Annotated in this window: 12 protein-coding genes and 1 rRNA gene; 8 read left to right on the forward strand and 5 right to left on the reverse strand. The window is 72.1% G+C overall.

What is annotated here, in order from left to right:
- Nucleotides 1–91 (forward strand): 5S ribosomal RNA (gene rrf / locus PSH25_RS34325); the annotation flags it as partial.
- Between the two features lie 491 nt (nt 92–582).
- On the opposite strand, the gene PSH25_RS30065 is transcribed toward rrf, so the two are convergent.
- A complete protein-coding gene (locus PSH25_RS30065) occupies nt 583–2,403 on the reverse strand; it encodes a VanW family protein (RefSeq protein ID WP_238662250.1) in 1,821 nt (606 codons plus the stop codon).
- A gap of 181 nt (nt 2,404–2,584) precedes the next feature.
- On the opposite strand from PSH25_RS30065, the gene nudC reads away from it, so the two are divergent.
- The gene (gene nudC / locus PSH25_RS30070; RefSeq protein ID WP_238662251.1) at nt 2,585–3,502 is read left to right on the forward strand and encodes an NAD(+) diphosphatase; all 918 of its coding nucleotides are present in this window, start codon (nt 2,585–2,587) and stop codon (nt 3,500–3,502) included.
- Here the strand turns inward: nudC and PSH25_RS30075 are convergent.
- Together PSH25_RS30075 and PSH25_RS30080 are read right to left on the reverse strand one after the other, a co-directional pair.
- Entirely contained in the window at nt 3,499–4,740 is a 1,242-nt protein-coding gene (locus tag PSH25_RS30075) for a polysaccharide biosynthesis protein (protein ID WP_372492882.1), read from the reverse strand. The genes nudC and PSH25_RS30075 overlap by 4 nt on opposite strands.
- The gene (locus PSH25_RS30080; RefSeq protein ID WP_238662253.1) at nt 4,737–9,146 is read right to left on the reverse strand and encodes an alpha-(1->3)-arabinofuranosyltransferase; all 4,410 of its coding nucleotides are present in this window, start codon (nt 9,144–9,146) and stop codon (nt 4,737–4,739) included. The genes PSH25_RS30075 and PSH25_RS30080 overlap by 4 nt, the downstream gene beginning before the upstream one ends.
- A gap of 167 nt (nt 9,147–9,313) precedes the next feature.
- Between PSH25_RS30080 and PSH25_RS30085 the strand changes: the two genes are divergently transcribed.
- From PSH25_RS30085 to PSH25_RS30095, 3 genes are read left to right on the forward strand one after another with little or no spacing between them, the layout of a single operon-like run.
- Complete coding sequence (locus PSH25_RS30085) at nt 9,314–11,194, forward strand: glycosyltransferase family protein (RefSeq protein ID WP_372492883.1); 1,881 nt, start codon at nt 9,314–9,316, stop codon at nt 11,192–11,194.
- Nucleotides 11,195–12,940 carry an MmpA family trehalose lipid delivery protein gene (locus PSH25_RS30090; protein WP_238662257.1) on the forward strand — a complete coding sequence of 582 codons (1,746 nt, stop codon included), beginning with the start codon at nt 11,195–11,197 and terminating at the stop codon, nt 12,938–12,940.
- Between the two features lie 35 nt (nt 12,941–12,975).
- The gene (locus tag PSH25_RS30095) at nt 12,976–13,170 is read left to right on the forward strand and encodes a hypothetical protein (protein ID WP_112589285.1); all 195 of its coding nucleotides are present in this window, start codon (nt 12,976–12,978) and stop codon (nt 13,168–13,170) included.
- On the opposite strand, the gene PSH25_RS30100 is transcribed toward PSH25_RS30095, so the two are convergent.
- Both PSH25_RS30100 and PSH25_RS30105 read right to left on the reverse strand, forming a co-directional pair.
- Entirely contained in the window at nt 13,155–14,333 is a 1,179-nt protein-coding gene (locus tag PSH25_RS30100) for a glycosyltransferase family 4 protein (protein ID WP_238662263.1), read from the reverse strand. The two genes, PSH25_RS30095 and PSH25_RS30100, sit on opposite strands and share 16 nt — an antisense overlap.
- Nucleotides 14,334–14,442: 109 nt before the next feature.
- Nucleotides 14,443–15,708, reverse strand: a complete 1,266-nt coding sequence (locus PSH25_RS30105; RefSeq protein WP_238662259.1) for an acyltransferase family protein — start codon at nt 15,706–15,708, stop codon at nt 14,443–14,445.
- Nucleotides 15,709–15,819: 111 nt separating this feature from the next.
- Here PSH25_RS30105 and pgfA point away from each other — a divergent pair, with 111 nt between their 5' ends.
- From pgfA to PSH25_RS30120, 3 genes are all read left to right on the forward strand, one after another.
- Nucleotides 15,820–17,016, forward strand: a complete 1,197-nt coding sequence (gene pgfA, locus PSH25_RS30110) for a cell envelope lipid trafficking protein PgfA (protein ID WP_238662260.1) — start codon at nt 15,820–15,822, stop codon at nt 17,014–17,016.
- 394 nt (nt 17,017–17,410) lie between these two features.
- The gene (locus PSH25_RS30115) at nt 17,411–18,034 is read left to right on the forward strand and encodes a DUF6230 family protein (protein WP_112700053.1); all 624 of its coding nucleotides are present in this window, start codon (nt 17,411–17,413) and stop codon (nt 18,032–18,034) included.
- Nucleotides 18,035–18,127: 93 nt separating this feature from the next.
- Nucleotides 18,128–18,982, forward strand: an 855-nt coding sequence (locus tag PSH25_RS30120; protein WP_238662262.1) for a DUF6114 domain-containing protein, incomplete at its 3' end; no start/stop codon positions are given.

The following is an 18,982-nucleotide window of genomic DNA, read 5'->3' on the forward strand; positions in this document are numbered from 1 at the left end:
GGCCGTGTACATTCCGAACCCGGAAGCTAAGCCCTCCAGCGCCGATGGTACTGCACTCGTGAGGGTGTGGGAGAGTAGGACGCCGCCGGACAATCTTTCAGAAAAGGCCACCCCAAACGGGGTGGCCTTTTCTGCGTTCCCCAACCCAGGGGAATGGTGCGACCGCCGCACCGCCGCACCGGCGTGTGCGTCATTGCGGTGGGGCCAGGGCCGGGTTCTGGTCCTGCAATTCGTCAAGGTCACGCTCGAACCAGGATGTAGTGGCATCACCGCCGGGCCGAGGCCACTACAACCAGGATGTTGCGCGATCTTGCGGTCTCGCACGCCGGCAAGCCCGTCGCACGCCGGCAAGCCGTCGCAGGCTGGGAGGCCGTCGCACGCCGGCAAGCCGTCGCAGGCTGGGAGGCCGTCGCACGCCGGCAAGCCCGTCGCACGCCGGGGGCCGTCGCACGCCGGCAGCCCGTCGCACGCCGTCAAAGCCGTCAGAGAGTGGCAGGCGCGCGCCAACGGTCCCAGTGAGCGACGGGCTGGCGAGTGGGCAGCGCGGTAGCGCCGCCGAACTCTCCTGAGAGTGGGTCGACCTCAGGAGGTCTTCGGCCCGCAGACGTAGCGGGGCTCCGCGTCGTAGCGCCAGGTGAACTTCTCCCGCTTGACCACCACGCCGCCCTTCTTGATGACCCGGAAGGCGTCCTGGGTGAAGCCGTTGATGCCGTTGGTCTCGATGCACGAGGGGCCGGGAGCCAGGTGGATCTGCTTCGGCGTCGTGATGTTGCGTCGCGGCCCGTACTCCGTCTTCACGCTGTCGTAGATCTTCGTGCTCCAGATGGAGACGGTGATCGTGCTGGACGTGTACGACGTGTCGATGAGCACGCCGTACTCGGTGTTGTTGCGGAACTTGAAGTCCAGACTCGGCCAGAAGATGGTCGACTCGATGACCGCCGGGTACCTGTCGAACCAGTACGAGTGTGGCTTGTGCTCCACGTCCTCCAGGCCGGCGTAGTAGGTCGCGTTGAACAGCGTGGTGGTGAACTGCGAGGTGCCGCCGCCGACGCCCGGCACCAGCTTGCCGTCGAGGATGACCGGCGCGTCCCGGTAGCCCTGGGCGTACCCCCGCTCGCCGGTGTGACCGTTGAGCGAGAACGTCTTCCCGGGCAGCACGACCGTGCCGTCCACCTTCCTCGCGATGGTCGCGATGTTCTGGCTACGCGACGAGGCCATGCCGCCGGTGAACCGGGTGGTGAAGGTCGACACCCGCTCCTTGATGCCCAGGCCGGCGAGCTTCTCCCCGGTCAGCTGCGGCGGCGTCGGCTTCAACTCGCCGGTCACCTCGCGGCCGTCCGCCTTCGGCAGCACGGCCAGCAGGTCCCGGCTGAGAGCTGCCGTGTCCAGCTGCTGCCCGGATCGCCCCTCCCTGGCCGTGGGCCGGCCACCGGAAATCGTCATCGTGGCGTCCTTCGGCGGCACCTCGATGGCGGCCAGCCTGTCGCCGAGTGCCGTCCGCAGCCGCTTGACGTCCACCGACGGGGTGAGCTTGCCGGTCTTGTCGGCGCTGAACCGGAGGCTCTTCGCGATGGCGGCGGGCGGGATCGTCACGGAACCCTTGTTGGTGCGCAGGGTGACCGGTGCGGCGACCGCCGGCTTCGCCAGCTCGCTGACCATCCGGTCCAACTCCTCCGGGGTGGTCGCCGGGTGGGTCTCCACCAGGGGCACGGTGACCGGGGCGCCGGCCAACCAGCCGGCGCGGACCACCTCGGCGGAGCGCTGCGGGTTCAGCGCCAGCCCGGGCTTGGGCGGTACGACCTTCGGCGTGGTGCCCTGATAGGTGATCGCCGGCATCGTCATGCCCTGAGCCTGGTCGCCGAGCACCTTGCGGAGCGCGTCGTCCAACCGGCCCACGTCGACGGTCACCACGGGTTCGACGGTGCGGGAGCCGACCAACCGGCTGACCGGGTGCGCGTCGGCCTCGGCCGCTGCCGCGACGGTCGCCGGCACGTCGACGGCCAGTCCCACGTCGGCCGGGTTGATCTCGGCGGTACGCCCGTCGACGGTGACCTTCAGCGGTGTGGCGAGCGTCGCCGCCCGCCGGTCCAACTCCGCCCGCAACTGCCGGTCGGCGTCCGCACGGCTCCGGCCGCCCAGCTCGGTGCCGAGCACGCTGGTGCCCCGGGGAACGTCACCGGCGTACGCCCAGGCACCGGCACCCGCCACGGCGGCGAGGACGCCACCGGTGATGCCTGCGGCGAGCAGCATTCGCACCCGACGCGGGCGGCGCCGGCCGCCGTCCAGCTCGCCGGGAGCGGCTGTCGTGACCGGCTCAGATCCGCCGTCCGGCCAGGTGACCGCGGTGACCTGCACGGTGGGCCGGTCGTCGGCGGGTGGACTCTTTTCGCCGTACAGCGTCACTGCAACCTCGATCGCCAGGGTGCCGCGGGAGGTCCTCCCTCCCGGAGGCACCTACGGTAACGAATGCTTGGCCGTCCTCGTGGCTGCGCCCACCAGGCGCTGCTACCGCGTGTCGTTCGGCGTGTCGCATCGACCCGGGGTCGGTGCTGACGGCTGATGACCGACGTGGCACGGTGGCCGGGTGGGCACTGCGGAGCGGGTGTTGGCGTACGGGGGCGGTTGGCTGGACCGGGCGGGCCCGTTGCGCGCCGATCCGACGCGGTTGGGCGGGCTGCTCACCGAGTCGTCCACCGTGTTGCTGCCGATGTGGCGGGACCGCTGTCTCGTCGACGGCCACGGGCCGGTTCGGCTCAGCGCGGAGCGCGCGGCGCTGGTCCGCTCCGCCGCCGGTGAGACCGTCTTCCTGGGGCTCGACGGGGAGGCCGCCGTGTTCGCCGCGGACCTCTCCGCACTCCCTGAACGGTCCGCCGTCGAGATGGCCGGTGCGGTGCGGTCCGTCGACGTGCGGGCACTGGTCGGGCGGCTCGAACCCGGCGACGCGGCCGTCCAGGCGTACGCCAGGGGTTTGCTGCACTGGCACCGGCAGCAGCGGTTCTGCGGGACGTGCGGCGCGCCGGCCGTCGCCGGCGGCGGCGGGCACCTGCGGACCTGCAGCGGCGCGGAGTGCGGGCGTCTGCTGTTCCCCCGGATCGAGCCGGCGATCATCGTGTTGGTCGAGGCGCCCGGTCGGTCGGGGCGCTGCCTGCTGGCCCGGCACGCGGGTGCGGCCGAGGACGCGTACTCGACGCTCGCCGGCTTCGTCGAGGTCGGCGAGAGCCTGGAGGACGCGGTCCGTCGGGAGATGGCCGAGGAGGCGGGCGTGACCGTCACCGACGTGACCTACCAGGGATCGCAGGCGTGGCCTTTCCCGGCCGGCCTGATGGTGGGCTTCCGGGCCACCGCCACCTCAGACGAGGTACGCGTCGACGGCGAGGAGTTGCTGGAGGCGCGCTGGTTCACCCGGGCGGAGCTGCGGGACCGGGCGGCCTCGGGTCGTCCGCTCGGCCGGGTGGACGCGATCGACCACCGCCTCCTGGCGGACTGGCTCGCGGAGGGCTAGTCGGGCCCGGCCGCAGGGGCCGGAGCCGGCCGATGGGCCGTCACCGCCATCAGCGCGGTGGTGACGATGGCCGTGCCCAGGGCCGCGAGGAGAAGACCGGGGACGGTGTGGGGCCGCAGGGTCGCGGTGACGGCCACCAGGCCGGCCACGCCCACCCACAGCGGTGCCGCCGCCCAGCGCGCGCCGGCCGCGAGGCGGTCGTTGAGCAGCACGAACGTCACCGCGTAGAGCGCACCGACCGCGGCGAAGAGGGGCGCGTACCGGCCGAGGTGGTCGTAGTCGGGCCCACCGGCGAGGCGGAAGGCGAGCCCTCCGGCGAGCGTCGAGGCGATGACAAGCACCGCGCCACACCCGCCCGTCACCGCCAACGCGACCGTTCGGCTACGCCGGTCACCGCGTGCCAGCCGCGGCAGGGCGAGGACGGCGGCGACCTGCGGCGCCCAGAGCGCGCCCTTGCTCAGGACGGTGCCGACCGAGTACGCCCCGGAATCCGACGGGGACAGCAGTTGCCGGGCCAGCAGCAGATCGGCGTAGGAGACGACGAGCATCGCCAGGGTCGCACCGCAGCCGGCAACCACCTGCGCGGCGGTCAACCGTGGTGCGGTGGACGGTCGAGCGGGCTCGCGGGCGAGTCGGGCCAGCACCGCCGGGGCGAGCGCGGCGGTCAACGCGCCGACCGCCAGCGCGCCGGTCGGTCCCGCGCCGAGCAGCAGCCCGGCGATCACGCCGCCGTAGCGGCCGGCGGCGAGCAGGGCCATCCCGATGGCGAGTCGCACGAAACGCTGGCCACCCTGCAACTCCCCGAGCGACCGGGAGGAGAGCACGATCGCCGCCGTGGTGACCGCCAGCAGCGCGGGCATCTCCACCGGGAGATCCAGGGCGGTGACCAGCAGTGGCGTCGCCGCGATGAGGGTCCCCGCGCAGACCGCGGCGGTGACCACGGTGAGCCGCCGCGTGTCGGAGGATCCGTGCCGGGCGCGGTGCACGGCGACGGCCAGTTGTAGACCGAGCCCGGGCACACCGGCGATGGCCACCAGACCGAGAGCGGCGGCGAGCGCGCTGAGGTCGGCCGGGTCGAGTCGTCGCGCGGCCAGCACCGGCACCAGGTAGGCCAGGCCGTTGACCAGGACCCCGGCCAGGGTGACGCTGACCCCCGCGGCGCCGAGGCCCGTACTCCATCCGCGTGTCAGCTCGGTCTGGGCCGCCCTCTCCCGGCGGACGGGTCGTCGAAGGCTCACGTGATCTCGGAGAAGGTCGGAAGCTGCCCGTCGGCTGGCCCCGTTGCCCGGCCGGGCCTCGCCGGCTCGGCCGCGTCGTGCTCGGCCGCAACCGGCTCGATCCCGTCCGGCTCGGTCGGGTACGGCGGCGGTCCCTCCGCGCCCAGCGCCGCCGCCGCAATGGCTGAGGTACCGGCGGTTGGCGTGGGCCGGCGTACCGGCCGTCGTCGGGCGGCGGTGGTGAGCCAGAGGGCACCCAGCGCGGCGACGATGGTGAGTTGTACGAGCGCGTCGGTGTTCCGCCGCGTCGAGTCGAGGTACAGCCACCCGGCGAGCAGGACGAGCGCGCCCGGGAGCCAGGTCTCGACGCCCCGGCTGATCGTCCTGGCCCGACGGGGGTCGGCCGGCCAGGGCAGGCGGCGTGGGCCGGGTACGGCCAGCATGAATCCCGCCGCGACCAGCAGGCCGCCGATGAGGCCGCTCCACAGCACCAGCGCGGCGGCCCCGACGGCCAGCAGCGGCAGCGAGCGGGTGACCTGGCGTCGGCCGCGCGGTACGGCGGTTGTCGAGGTCCGTGCGGTGGGTTGCCGGGCGGGCACCACCGCGAGCAGGACCACCACCGCGAGCAGGATGCCGCCGAGGAGAAGCCCCGCCCGGTACGGGGTGTCCGGTGCGAAGCGCAACAGCACCTCTCCGGAGGCGCCGGCGGGAAGGATCCAGCCCTGCTGCCACCCGTCCACCACCAGTGGTTTCAGCGTCCGCCCGCCGAGGGTCGCCTGCCAGCCGGTGTTGGTGTTCTCCCGCACGGCGAGCACCCGGTCGACGGGGTGACCGGCCACCCGTACCCGTCGCTCGGTGGCCGCCCAGGATTCCACCTCGATGGCGCTGGCGGTCGCCGAGGCCGGCGGGGCCGGCGTGGTCGTGCGCGGTACCAGGGCGACCCTGGTGGGCGCGGCCAGCCGGCTCGGGGTGGCGACGATGCGGTGCTCCCCGAGGCCCAGGTCAAGCTGCCGGGGCGTGGCCCGGCCGCACGGCGTCACCGGCATCTCGCGCATCTCCAGCAGGTCGCGGAGCGTGCCGCGCAGCGAGGTGGTCACCCGGGCCGCGCCGACCTGCAGCGTCGGACCCGATCCGCAGGCCAGCGACAGGGGTGTGTCGAGGCGCGGTTCGACGGTGGGCGCTCCGGGCAGCACGGTCACCTCGCCGACCGCGACGGGCAACCGCTCCGGCAACCGCAGTTTGTACGGGTCGGTGCTGGTTGCGGCCGGCTTGTCGAGGAACTGGATGGTGATCTCGTCGGTCCGCATCGGCGGGTCCAGGCGGAGCAACCCGTCGTCGCCGAGCAGGCTGCTGCGGAAGCCGTCGTCGCCGACCACCCGCACACTGCCCAGGCGGGTGGCGGCTGCCTTGTCGTCGACCGAGAAGCGGAGCCCGGTGATGGTCTGCGGCTTGAGCCACTTGAGTCGCAGGATCGGCGCCTCGTCGTCGATCGCCGGTGACCAGCTGGTGGCCGGGTTGCCGTCGAGCGCCGCGCCGGCCCGCCCGGTCGGGTCGGGCACGGCCGTCGAGGAGGCGCTGATCTGCGCCGCGAGGCGCAGCGGCTGTGCGTCGGTCACCAGTTTGTCGAGGGTGTTGTCCAGGTCGGGGCCGGTCGTCGGCCGCGCCCACAGCTTGGCGTCGTACGCGCCGGCCGCCGGAAGGGTCAGGGTCCGGTCGACGGTGGACGCGTCCTCGGAACCACGGATGGCGTCGGTGGAGCAGCGCGGCTGCCCGTCGACGGAGAAGCAGGCCGGCGTGGTGGGTGCCGCGGACACGACGACGGTCGCCGGCCGGTCGGTGACCGGTGCGGTGGGAAGGACCAGGGTGCGGCTGGTCTGGATGCCGGGAATCTTGATCTCGGCGATGCCGACCGATCCGTTTCCGAACGGGCGCAGGTCGTACGCGCTGTCGACCGAGACCCGGACCTCGCGGATGGCGTGGACTCCGGGCAGCTCGAACACCATGTGATCGCTGAACTGTTCGACGGTGCTGCTCTCGTACCCGGCGCTGACGGTCACCGTCGTGGGCAGGGCGTCGGCCTTCAGGTCGAACCACACCTCGACCCGGGTGACAGTCGTCGGGTTGGCGAGGCCCACCTCGACCCACTGCCGCTCGCTGGGCGAGTACGGCGCGGACTGCCAGGAGGTCGCCGGATTGCCGTCCATCGCCGCGTACGGCTGGTGCTCGGGGCGGGCGCCGCCGGGGGAGTCCACCTGCGAGCGGGCGGTGGAGGCGCGGATCGCGGTGATGCCCTCGAAGCGGGCGACGGTGGAGTGCTGTGCCCCCCACTCGGGCAGGTAGTCGTGGGCGGGTGCGGTGACCTCGAAGGGGTCGTCGGCGGTCAGCGTCTGGGAGGTGTTGTCGCGCAGTCCGCCGAACGACACGTCGCGTCTGCGCAGCCCATCGGTCATCGCCACCGGCCCGGCGACGTCGGCGGTCGGCGCGTCGCCGGCCAGGACGGTGGGCGCCGAGCCGAGTTGCCCCGCCGCGGCGAGGTCGAGGAGGGATTCGGGGCCGCCCACCACGGTGGTCACGTCGGCTCTGTCGTAGGCGACCACCGGCTCGACGGGCCGGTCGACGCGGTAGACCTCCAGCGCCCGGACGGGCACGTCGAGCCCCTGGTCGCGGAACTCGTCCGGGGACGCGGGCCCGCCGCGCAGGGGGCCGAAGGACGTGACGCGGGTCAGCCCGGGTGACCGTTCCAGCGACTGGCGGACCACCGCCGGGCGGGCCGTGTCGGAGCGGCCGTGGTCGAGGTCGGCGCGGAACAGGACGTGGCTGATCCCCGATCGGGCCAGCAGGTCCGCCAGGCCGGTCGACCCGGAGCCGGTGGCGAGCGTCGCCTCGATGACGTCCAGCAACCGAATGGTGGTCGGTGGGGTGAAGGGGATGGCGTTGCGTACCGCCCACCGGCTGTTGAGCAGCGGCTGGGTGATCTCGTCGGTGGTGCTGCCCCAGTCGTACGACGGGAAGCGGGCCCCGGGTACGACGAGCACCCGCCCGCGCCCCGTGTTCGCGTCGAGCCAGTCGGCGGCTTCGTGCCAGTAGCCGGGCACCTCCTTGACGCTGCCCGGGGTGGCGAGACCGCCCGCGAGCGCGGGCGTGGCGACGGCCGTGACGGCGACGATGGCGGCGCCGGCGGTCAGCCAGGCGCGGGCGACGGTCCGCGGACGGTGCCGGGTGGGCGCGGTGCGCGCCGCCCGGACGGCCAGGCCGATCAGGTGCGCCATGCCCAGGCACAGGGGTAGGCGGAGCAGGACGTCGAACTTGTGCACGTTGCGCAGGGGTGCGCCGATGCCGTCGAGGAACTCCCGCTGTGGGCCGGCGAGGATGTTCGGCAGGTCGCCGACGTGCCCGAGGCCGACGAGCGCGACGCCGAGGACCAGACCGGTGATGAGGAACCGGCGGTGCGGCATCCCGCGTCGGGACAGCCCGAGCACACCGAGGGCGGCGACCGCCAGGGTGGCGGCGACCAGTACCGCCTCGTTGGCGAGTCTTGCGCCGGACGGGATGGTCGGTCCGAACGGGGAGGCCAGGTAGGCGACCCAGTAGGAGGCGCCGCGCAGCGTGGTCACCGCGTCGGTGACGCTCGTGGTGTTTCGGGCGGTCTCGATGTAGTCCAGGAAGGGCGGGCTGTACCGCCCGAGGACCAGCAGCGGAACCAACCACCACGCGGTGGCCAGGGCCACCGCGCCACACCAGGCGGCGATGGCGGTGACGCGGCGGCGTACGGGCTGGAGGGTGGCGAGCCAGAGCAGGGCCAGTGGCACCACCGCGAACACGGCGGTGGCGTTGACCCCACCGGCGCAGGCGACGGCGAGGGCCGACGCGGCGACGGCGCGCCGCAGTGGGGTGCCGGCGGCGAGACCGACGAGCGGGATGAGCACCCAGGGGGCAACGGCGCTGGGCCAGGCCTCCACCGAGGACCAGCCGAGCTGGGTGAGGATGCGGGGTGACAGCGCGAAGGCGACGCCGGCGATCATGCGTCCGGCGGGTGTGCCGATGCCGAGCCGACCCGCCAGGCGTACGGCGCCCAGGTAGGCGACACAGAAGAGCAGTGCCCACCACAGCCGCTGCACCACCCACGGCGCGAGGCCGGCCTCCGATCCGAGCAGGAAGAACGGACCCATCGGCCAGAGATAGCCGTACGCCTGGTTCTGTAGTTGACCGAACGTGCCGGTGGGGTCCCACAGGTGCAGCGAGCGGAGCAGCCACCCGGCCGGGTTGACGTTCAGGTCGACCTTGGTGTCCGGGACGACCTGACCCGGGGCCTGCTGGAAGGCGAGGGCGGTCAGCGCGATGCAGATGACCAGGTGCCGGAACCGTCGGGCCGTGTGCCGGCTCCGGCTGGACCCCGGAGCGGCGCCACTGGCCACCTCTGCACGCATGTCGGCTCCTGTCTTCACCGGCCGGACGCGCACCTGCAGCCGACGACTGTCGCGCGACGTTATCCGGACCGGGCACGGACGGGCGACCAGGGGCGCTGCGGTGGCGTTATCGGGAGAACGGCCGTCCCCACGGCGTGTAAGCGTGTGGCAGGCTGCCGACCATGTCAATGCCAGAAGCTGAGGCCGAGACGCATCCGGAACGCGTCGCGTCCGATGGCGGCGGGCCGGGGCCGATCGGCCGATGGCTCCGCGCCGACCCCGTCCGCGCCGTGGCGATCGCCCTCATCGCCGTGTCCGTCGCCTGGCGCGCCGGCCTCGCCGCTCGCGGCTGGTTCTCGCAGGACGAGTTCGTCATCGCCGCCCAGGTTCTCGACACCGGGCTGGACGCGGACTATCTCCTGCGTACATTCAACAACCACCTCATGCCCGGCGGCCTACTGGTGGCGTGGGCGATGGTGCGGGCGGCGGGCTTCGCCACCTGGCCGTGGGTGTTGCTGCTGGCGGTTGGCCAGGCGGCGACCGGGGTCGCCGTCTACCGGCTGCTACGCGATCTGCTCCGGCCCGGCTGGGGCCTGCTCATCCCACTGTGCCTGTTCGTGTTCAGCCCGCTGACGCTTGAGGTCTCCTCGCTGTGGTTGGTCGGGCTGCTCGTGCTGCCGATGCAGTTGGCCCTGGTCATGGCGGTGGCAGCCCAGGTCCGGTACGTGCGGACCGGTCGCCTGCGGCACCTCGTGGCGGTCGCGCTCTGGCTGGTTTTCGGCCTGCTCTTCGACACCAAGTCGCTGCTGATCGTGCCGCTGCTGTTCCTGCTGACCGTCTTCCTCTTCACCTCCGGTGGCGTGTGGCGCAGTCTCGCGGCGGCGCTCCGCCGGCACTGGCCGGCGTGGCTGATGCTCTCCGTGCTCTCCGGGGCGTATCTGGCGTTCTACCTGACCCGACCCGGCGCCCGCGAGCTGGACGAACCCTCGTCCGTCGGTCAGGTTCTGGCCTTCCTCGGCGACCTGGTCGGCGAGACCATGACGCCGGGTCTACTCGGTGGTCCCTGGCGCTGGACCTACGCCGGTGACGGCCCCCCGCTCGCCGACCCGTACGACATCGCCAAGTGGTTGTCCTGGGCGGTGCTGGCGACGCTCGTCGTGGTCACCGTCCGGCGGCGGCCGTCGGCCGGGCGGGCCTGGCTGCTGCTCACCTCCTACCTCGGGCTGGTCGCCACGCTCTTCGCCGTCACCCGGCTCGGCGGGCCGCTCGGCCCACTGGTCGGCGTCGTTCCCCGGTACGTCGCCGACGTGGTGCTGGTCGCCGCGATCTGTGTCGGTGCGGCCCTGCTGGGGATCAGGGACACCGACGAGGACGAGGTGTCGGCGTGGCCGGTGCCGACGGTCCTGCGGGAGCCGGGCGCCTTCGCGGTCGGCCTGGTCTCGATGATCGTCGTGCTGGCGACCATCAGCGTGGGCACCCTGTGGAGCACGGCCCGTTTCGGGGACAACTGGAGTACCAAGTACGGGCGGGACTATCTCGCGACGACGCAGGCCGAGCTTGCCGCCGCGCCGCCGGAAACCGTCTTCTTCGACACCGCCGTCCCGGACCGGGTCGTCGCCGGTTACTTCTGGCCGGACAACCTCCAGTCGCACTTCTTCCGCCCGGCCGACCGCCGGCCCACCTTCGTCACGGAAGCCGCGCGACCGTCGACGTTCGATGATCTCGGCCGGATCCGTCCGGTCGTGGTCGAGGGACGGAAGATCGTGTCCGGTCCGGTGGACGGCTGCGGGCACCTGGCGGAGGGCGGTCGGCCCACCCGGATCCCGTTGGACGGGTATCTGGTGGAGTGGCCGTACGTCGTGCACTTCGGCTACCTCAGCTCGGGTGACTCCACCGCGCTGTTCCGGCTCGGGGACGCCACGCGCGAGATCACCCTGCGGCGCGGGCTGAACGACCTGTACTTCCTGCTGGAGGGTGCGGGAGACGCGGTCGAGGTCACCGTGCGGACGCCCGGGGTCGGGGTGTGCACCCAACTGATCACCGTCGGCCGGGCGGTGCCGGCATCGTGAATGGTTGAGCCGACCGACGGCGACGAGGCCGCACCGGTTCGGCGGGCGCGGGACACGCTGCCGCTGTACGCGGTCTCGGCGGCGGTCACGGTGCTGGTGCTGGCCCCGCTGGCGGCGCCCGGGTACGCGCTGCTGTACGACATGGTGTTCGTACCCCGGCAGCCGTTGACCTGGGATCTCGTCGCCCCGGCGCAGAGCCTGCCCCGGGCGGTGCCGATGGACGCACTGGTCTCGCTTGTCACCCAGCTCGTGCCCGGCTGGTTGGTGCAGCGGCTGGCGCTCGCCGGGGCGGTCTTCCTCGCGGCCGTCGGCGCCGGCCGGTTGGTGCCGACCGACCGGCGTTCGGTGCGGCTGTTCGCCGCGGTGGCGTACGCGTGGACGCCGTACCTCGCCGAGCGGCTGCTGATCGGGCAGTGGGGGCTGCTGCTCGCGTACGCCGCGTTGCCCTGGCTGGTGCGGGCGGCGCTGGACCTGCGGGCGGGGCGCGACGGCGCGCTCGCCCGGGTGGTGCTCGCCGCCGCTCCCGCCGCCATCACGCCGACCGGCGGTCTTATCGCGTTGGGCACGGTGCTGGTGCTGACGTCGGACCGGATGCGCGCGCGTCGGTCGCTGCTGGTGTCGGAGCGGATGCATCCGCTCCGGTCCCGGCAGGCGTTGGCCGCGGTCGGGGTGCTCAACGCCCCCTGGGTGGTCGCGGCCCTGGTCACCGGCGCCGGGGGTTCCTCCGACCCAGCGGGGGTGGCGGCGTTCGCGGCGCGGTCGGAGAATTGGGCCGGCCCGCTGGTGGCGCTCGCCGGCACCGGCGGCATCTGGAGCGCACAGGCCACCCCCGCCAGTCGCGCCGCGCCGCTGGTGCCGGTGGCGACAGTGGTGCTGCTGGTCCTGGCCGGTGTCGGGGCGGGCCTGCTGCGGCGCCGGTTGCCCCCGGGTGGGGCGGCGCGGCTGGCGGTGCTCGCCGGGGCCGGTTGTCTTCTCGCCGCGTTCGGGGTGCTTCCCGGCGGGGATGCCCTGCTGCGTTGGGCGGTGGTGCACCTGCCGGGCGCGGGGTTGCTGCGAGATGGCCAGAAGTTCCTGGCTCCGTACGCCCTGCTGCTGGTGGTGTGCGCCGCGTTGGGGGCCGAGCGGTTGGTGGCCCGGGTCGACCGTGAGGTGGCCGGGGTGATCCTGGTCGGGCTGCTGTTCCTGCCGGTGGCGGTCCTGCCGGACCTCGCGTTCGGCGGCGTCGGCCGGCTTCGTCCGGTGAGCTATCCGGCGGAGTGGCAGCGGGTGGCCGAGTACGTCGACGAGGAGCCGGGGGAGGTCCTCGCGTTGCCGCTGAGCGCCTACCGCGCGTACTCGTGGAACCCCGGTCGGGTGGTCCTGGACCCGGCGCCCCGCTACCTGCCGGGGACGGTCCTGACCGACGACACGCTCCGGGTCGGCGACGTCGCCGTGGCCGGTGAGAATCCGCGCGTCCGTGAGCTGCGCCGGGCGTTGGCCGAGGGACGGCCCGTCTCGACCACCGGGGTGCGCTGGGTCCTGGTGCAGCACGAGGTCTCCGGCGAGGTGGACCCTCAGGTGCTCGGTGGCCTGGTGCGCGTCCACGACGGACCGTTCCTGACGCTGTACCGAAACCCAGCGACCGTGCGGGAATCGGGCGGCTCCGGGCCGGCCCGACTGGCGGTGGTGGTGGCCCTCGGCGCTGCCCTTCTGGTGGTCATCGCTGCCGCCGTTTCGGCACTACACCGGCGACCTACCGCGTGGTAACGTCCGCTCGCACGTCTCGCCATTGGAGGATTGGCATGCGTAGAGCTCTGACCCTGGTCGTGTCTGGCCTGGTGGCGGCGTTGCTGGGGATCCTGGCTCTCGGCGGGATCTCGGCCGCCGCGACCGCCACCGACGAGGAGGCCGCAAGCGAGGCCAAGCTCGTCTCGGAGGCGGCCAAGCGGGCCGGAAAGAAGGACCCGTACGCCCCCGCGGTTTACGGCGACAGGTAGGACGGCTCGCCCCGCTGCTGCACTGGGCGGGGCGACTCCACACCCTTGAGGATCGCTTCGAAGCGTCCACCCGCGGCCTGCCAGGTGAAGCTGGCCGCGTGCTCCCGGGCCTGTGCGCCCATCTCCCGCCGCAGCTCATCCCGGTGCAGGAGCGTGCGCACCTTGAGCAGGTAGTCGTCGATGTCGTCGGCCAGCAGGCCGGTACGCCCGTCGACGACCGCCTCGGCGACTCCGCCCGCTCCCCGGAACGCGACAGTCGGGGTGCCCGCCGAACCCGCCTCCACGATCGTGAGCCCCCAGCCCTCCTTGAGCGACGGGGTCAGGGCCACCCAGGCGGAGGCGAGCAGGGCGGCCTTCTCCTCCTCGGTCACGAAGCCCCGGAAGTCCACCCGCTCGGTGATGTCGAGTTCCGCGGCGAGTTCACGTAGGTGCGACTCCCACCAACCCTGGCCGGCGACGACCAGACGTAGTTGCGGCAGCTCGTCGGCGAGGGCCGCGACGGCCCGCAGCGCCACCTCGACCCGCTTGTGTGGCACTAGCCGGTTCAGCGTCACGAGCAGCGGGAACGTCGCCCGCTCGGTGTCGGTGGGGGGCAGCGTCGGGGTGCCGTTGTGCACCACGGAGACCTGCTCCGGCGGCACGCCGAGCTGGGCCAACTCCCGCCGGGTGGCCTCGGAGACGGTGACGTACCGGCACCGCTGGTAGAGGCGTACGGCGAGGGACGACTCGATCCACCAGCCGAACCGGGCCGCCCACTGTGGAAGCACCACCGGCCACTGCTCGCGGTGCACGTGGTGGATCAGCTTGACCACCGGGCGTCGGGCCCAGAGCGGGGCGAGGAACGGCAACCCGTTGCAGACGTCGACCAGGACATCGGGCCGGCCGCCTCGGCGGGCCGCCAGCGGGCCGATGCCCAGCGCGCCCGCGACGTAACAGAGCGCCGCCCAGAGGTAGACGGTGTGTCGGCCGCCGCGCCGTACCAGCCGTACGCCCGCCTCGTTGACCTCGTCGGCGGGAGCCTGGTCGTGGGCGGCGCAGAAGAGAGTGGCGCGGAAACCGCGCACCACCAGCTCGGCGGCGATCCGCTCGACGTACACCTCGGAACCGCCACCTTCGGGGTTGCGGGTGTCTCGCCAGTTGAGGAACAACACGTGTCCGGGCATGCCGAAGCGACGCTCCACGCGAACCCTACTCTCAAGTAATTTAGCGACCCGCGTCACACTAGGGGCTGGTGTGCCGGCCGGCAATGCCCCGATGGGGCAGCGCTGGGCGCTACCCGCCGACCGTCGGCACCGGCGTGCCAGCCGCGAGGCTCGGCGGTGTGGTGGCCGGTGCGGCCACGTCGGTGGCGGGGGTCCCGGATGCCTGCCCGCGCCCGGTCGATCGGCGTCGACGCTGCGACCCGAGCAGTTGCAGGGGTCGCTCGACGCCGTAGTAGCTGACCGTGGCGTACAGCAGACCGAAGGCCATGGTGAGGGCGAAGGTGTTGAGCAGCCCGCCGGAGAACAGCGGTCGGTCGTCGATCAGGTAGATGAGTTCGATGACCATGGGGTGCCACAGGAACAGCCCGTACGAGACCGTGCCGAGCCACCGAGCGGACGAGCTGCCGAAGACCTCCTTGGCCCGGCTCGGCCCGCCGAAGGCCACCGGGATCAGGATCAGCGCCGCGATCACGAGGTACAGGGCCAGCTTGACGCCGAACTCGGCAGCCGTCGGCTCGGTGAGGTCCCGGGGGCCGGCGACGGGCGTCGTCGCGATCGCCATCAGGCCAACGGCGGCAGCCCAGCAGGTGACCGGCGCCGAGGCCAGGTCGTCCAGGACCCGGAAGGCCGTGGGCGCGGTCCCGGTGCGCAGGGCGACGTGCGCCGTCGCCAGTGCCATGCCGATGCCGAACCAGGCGGCGTACGAGGGGAACCACATGGTGTGCAGGGCCGCGTCGAGCCGGCCGAGCCCCATCAGGGTGAGCCACCCCGCGGTCAGTAGCGCACTCCCGCTGAGGATCACGATGGTCCGGACGGGACGCCAGGACCGGCCCACGGCGAGCGCGGCGACCAGCGGCAGGAGCAGGTAGAACACGACTTCGGTGGCGAGACTCCAGGTCTGGCTGAGCCCGGCGCGCAACTGCCCCGGTTGGTAGATCTGGGTGAAGGTGAGGTGGCGGATCCAGTCGCCGACGGACGCCTGCCGGTTCTGTGGCAGGACGACAAGGCAGACCACGACCGCCAACCAGTAGGCGGGCAGGATCCGCAGGGCTCGCCGCCACAGGTAGCGCCTGGCGCCGGGTCGTGCCCGGCCCGTCGCCGCGTTGAGGGCCCACGGCCGGAACAGCAGAAACCCGGAGAGTACGAAGAAGATGGCGACGCCGACGTCCAGCCGAGCCAGCCAGCCGCCCCAGGTGGTGTTCATGGTGACGGCGGTCTGGAACCCGACGTGGTGACCGACGACCGCCACCGCGCCGATTGCTCGCAGCGCGTCGAGGGCGGGAAGTCGGCCGGTTACCGAAGGCTCCGAAACTGTTGGCGCGGCGGCTGTGGACATCTGGACATCCAGGGGGTCGCTTTGAAGGTGACCGGGGAGTAACCTCCCGCCATGTTAAGGATCGGGTGCCCCGGACAACAGGTCGTAGGGCGGCAGGTTACAGGAGGATGAGTGAAGCTTCGCGTGGGCGCCGCGCTCTTCGGGCTTGGCGTCTTATTGCTGGTCTTCGCGGCCGGGCTGCCGTTTTACGTGGCCCCCGCCGTGACCAAGCTCCCCTACGATCTTGAGCCGACGACGTCCGTCGCCGAGGCGAAGAACGCCAGGTTCCTGAAGATCACGGCAACCGGGAGCTCGGTGAGCATCGAGGTTCCGCAGGCCGACCTGGTGTCCAGTGTGGAGGTCATTCCGCAGCCGGACGACACCAAGGATCGGCTGCCCAGGGACCTCAAGGGCGATGCGGTGATCTGGGACGTCTACCAGACGGTCCGGCGCACCGACAACCAGGACGTGGTCAGCCAGTACAGCACCGAACTCGCTCTCTACCGGATCTCCGGCGCGGCCGCCTCGTGGAAGGACCAGTGGCTCAACGAGACCGGGGCGGACGGGACTCCGGTCGGCAACGTGAAGTACTCCGGCCAGATCTACAAGTTCCCGTTCGGCACCGCCAAGCGCGACTACCAGGTCTTCGACCGTGACCTGAAGCGGGCCATCCCGGCGAAGTTCGTCGGCACCGAGAAGGTCAAGGGCGTCGAGGCGTACCGCTTCGAGCAGCGGATCGAGAACGAGGTGCTGGCCACTCCGGAGAGCAGCATCCAGACGCTGGTCGGCAAGTTCGCCCCCGGCGCCACCAGCGGCCAGGTCGTCTACAGCAACATCCGCACGCTCTGGGTCGACCCGGTCACCGGCTCCTACGTGAACGTGCGGGAGCAGCAGCACAAGGAGTTGCGCCCCAACACCGGCACCCCCACGGTGCTGCTGGACGCGGACTTCAACTACACCGATGACACGGTCAGCCGCAGTGTCGAGACGGTCAAGGACAACCGCTTCAAGATCGGCCTGATCAGTTTCTGGGGCCCGATCGTCGCCGGTGTCCTCGGTCTGCTCGCGGTCGTCTTCGGCGTGTGGCTGGTGACCCGACCCGAGGGCGGGACGGCCCGGCACCGCGCCGAGCCGGCGGTCGTCGACCCGACGCCGACCCGGGTGGACCAGGAGCCGGTGCGCGACACGGAGACCGTCGAGCAGCCCAGGCCGCAGCCGGTCGGCGGACCACTGACCGACGAGATCCCGCCGGCCTCGACGAACTGGAAGTCGGACGACCCGACAGTGCCGACCCAGCGTCCGGCTCCGGGCGAGGTGGAGCAGCGCTGACGCGCGTACGACCGGACGTACGACCGAGGGGTGGACCGCGACGCGGTCCACCCCTCGACCATGTGGCAACCCGTGCGACCTGCCTACTTTACATTTGTTATTCGATTGTAATTAGTCAATGTAGAGTCACGCTGTGCTGCTCATCCGGGCTTGATGTGTCCGCTTTGCTGTCATATCAGGGGATCACGACGACGGATGCGTTGACGATCGGTGATGTCGCGCCTCCCGTCGGTCGCCCTACTGTTGCCGCCGGGTAATCAGGGGGTTGTGACCTGTGCCGCAACGGGTGCACCATCAAGCCCGATGGTTACCAGCCGGTAACAGGCTGCGGGCTCCCCGTGCGGGCCGCCCGTTCGGACCGGCCACTCGTGTGCATCGACCCGAGGAGGAGCCCGTGCAGGATCGGTTAGACAGTCAGGGTCGTACCCGATGGTGGCGTTTCGCCGCCATGATGGTGCCCGCCACGGCGGCCGCCGGCGCCATCCTGTTCGGAATGTCGACCGGAGCGATCGCGTCCGACATCACCGTGTCCGGGCAGACGTTCAAAATCGGCGCCGACCGGCTTGAGGGCGACGGCTTCAAGCAGTACGGCGGCATCGTCCGCGAGAAGGGCAAGGACGGGAAGTCCGGCCAGGTCCACCCGATCGCGCTCTCCGAGATCAGCAGTGCCGAGCTGTACAGCCTCTGCCAGTCCGTCCGCGCCGACCTGCCCGGCCTGCCGGTGGTGCTCACCATCAACGCCGGCGAGGGCAAGGAACCCGCCCGCGCCAAGGACCTGCTGATCGCCATGGACTCGTTGAACGGCAACGCCACCTTCACCAACATCAGGATCGGCCGCGACGCCACCGACCTGAACCCCACCGCGCAGGCCGGCTCGTTCGGCCAGAACTCCGACCACGTCACCATCACCAACCTGCAACAGGTGTCCCGCTACACCACGGCGGCCACGTTCAACCTGGTCGGCCTCCGACTCAAGGTCAACGTGGGTGACGACGCCAAGGGCAAGGAGTGCTTCTGAGGTGAGCGCCGGCCCGTGGTGGTCAGCACCGCGGGCCGGGCCCATGCCCCCATCCCCGCTCGGTCCCGTCCCCCGCTCGGCCAGGAGGAGTACGTGACAACCGCGAACCCGTCCCACGCCCGGCCCGGTGGTCCGGCTCAGGCGTGGCGGCTCTTCCGCCGCTGGCAGCGCAGCCGGCCGTTCTGGGGCGGACTGCTCATCGCCCTGGCCGGACTGGAGATGTTCGCCTCCACCCGGATGACCCTCAACGGCCTCAGCTTCCACAGTGGCGCGACCGGCCTGCTCTCACTGTTGATCCCGATCATCCTGGTGACCTGTGGGCTGCTGCTCTGGTTCACTCCGGCACAGCGGCTGTTCTACTCGATCGTCGCGGCGGTCACCGCGGTGTACTCGCTGATCGGGCTCAACCTCGGCGGCTTCTTCGTCGGTCTGCTGCTCGGCATCGTCGGCAGCGCGCTCGCCTTCGCCTGGACGCCGATCCGCCCCGCACCACCCACCCCGCAACAGGCCGAGACCGAGCAGGACGACGATGATCTGGACGGTGTTGGTCTGGCAGGTGTTGGCCGGGGCGGAGCTGACCGCGGCGGCGTTGACCAGGACGATGTCGAGCCGGCTGGTGGTGGCCAGGACGACCTTGACCGGGGCGGTGTTGGCCAGGACGGTGTTGGTCTGAGCGGTGACGGGCAGGCTGGCGTCGAGCGGGTCGATCATCCGACGGTCCGGGCGGCCGACGAGGGTTCGCCGCCCGAGTGGCCGGGACGTTCCGTGGATCCCCGCGCCTTCGCCGTCGCTCTCGTGGTCCTCGGCCTGGCGGCCGTCGGCCTGGCCAGCCAGCCCCGAGCGGTGCAGGCCGCGCCGAGCCGACCAGCCTCGACCGGCTGCCCCACCCCGCCCCGGGCCGTCATCCCGTCGCCCAGCCGCAGCGCGGCCACGCCGACGCCCACCCCG

Origin of the sequence: Micromonospora foliorum, assembly GCF_022229015.1 — a bacterium.
Lineage (GTDB): Bacteria > Actinomycetota > Actinomycetes > Mycobacteriales > Micromonosporaceae > Micromonospora > Micromonospora foliorum.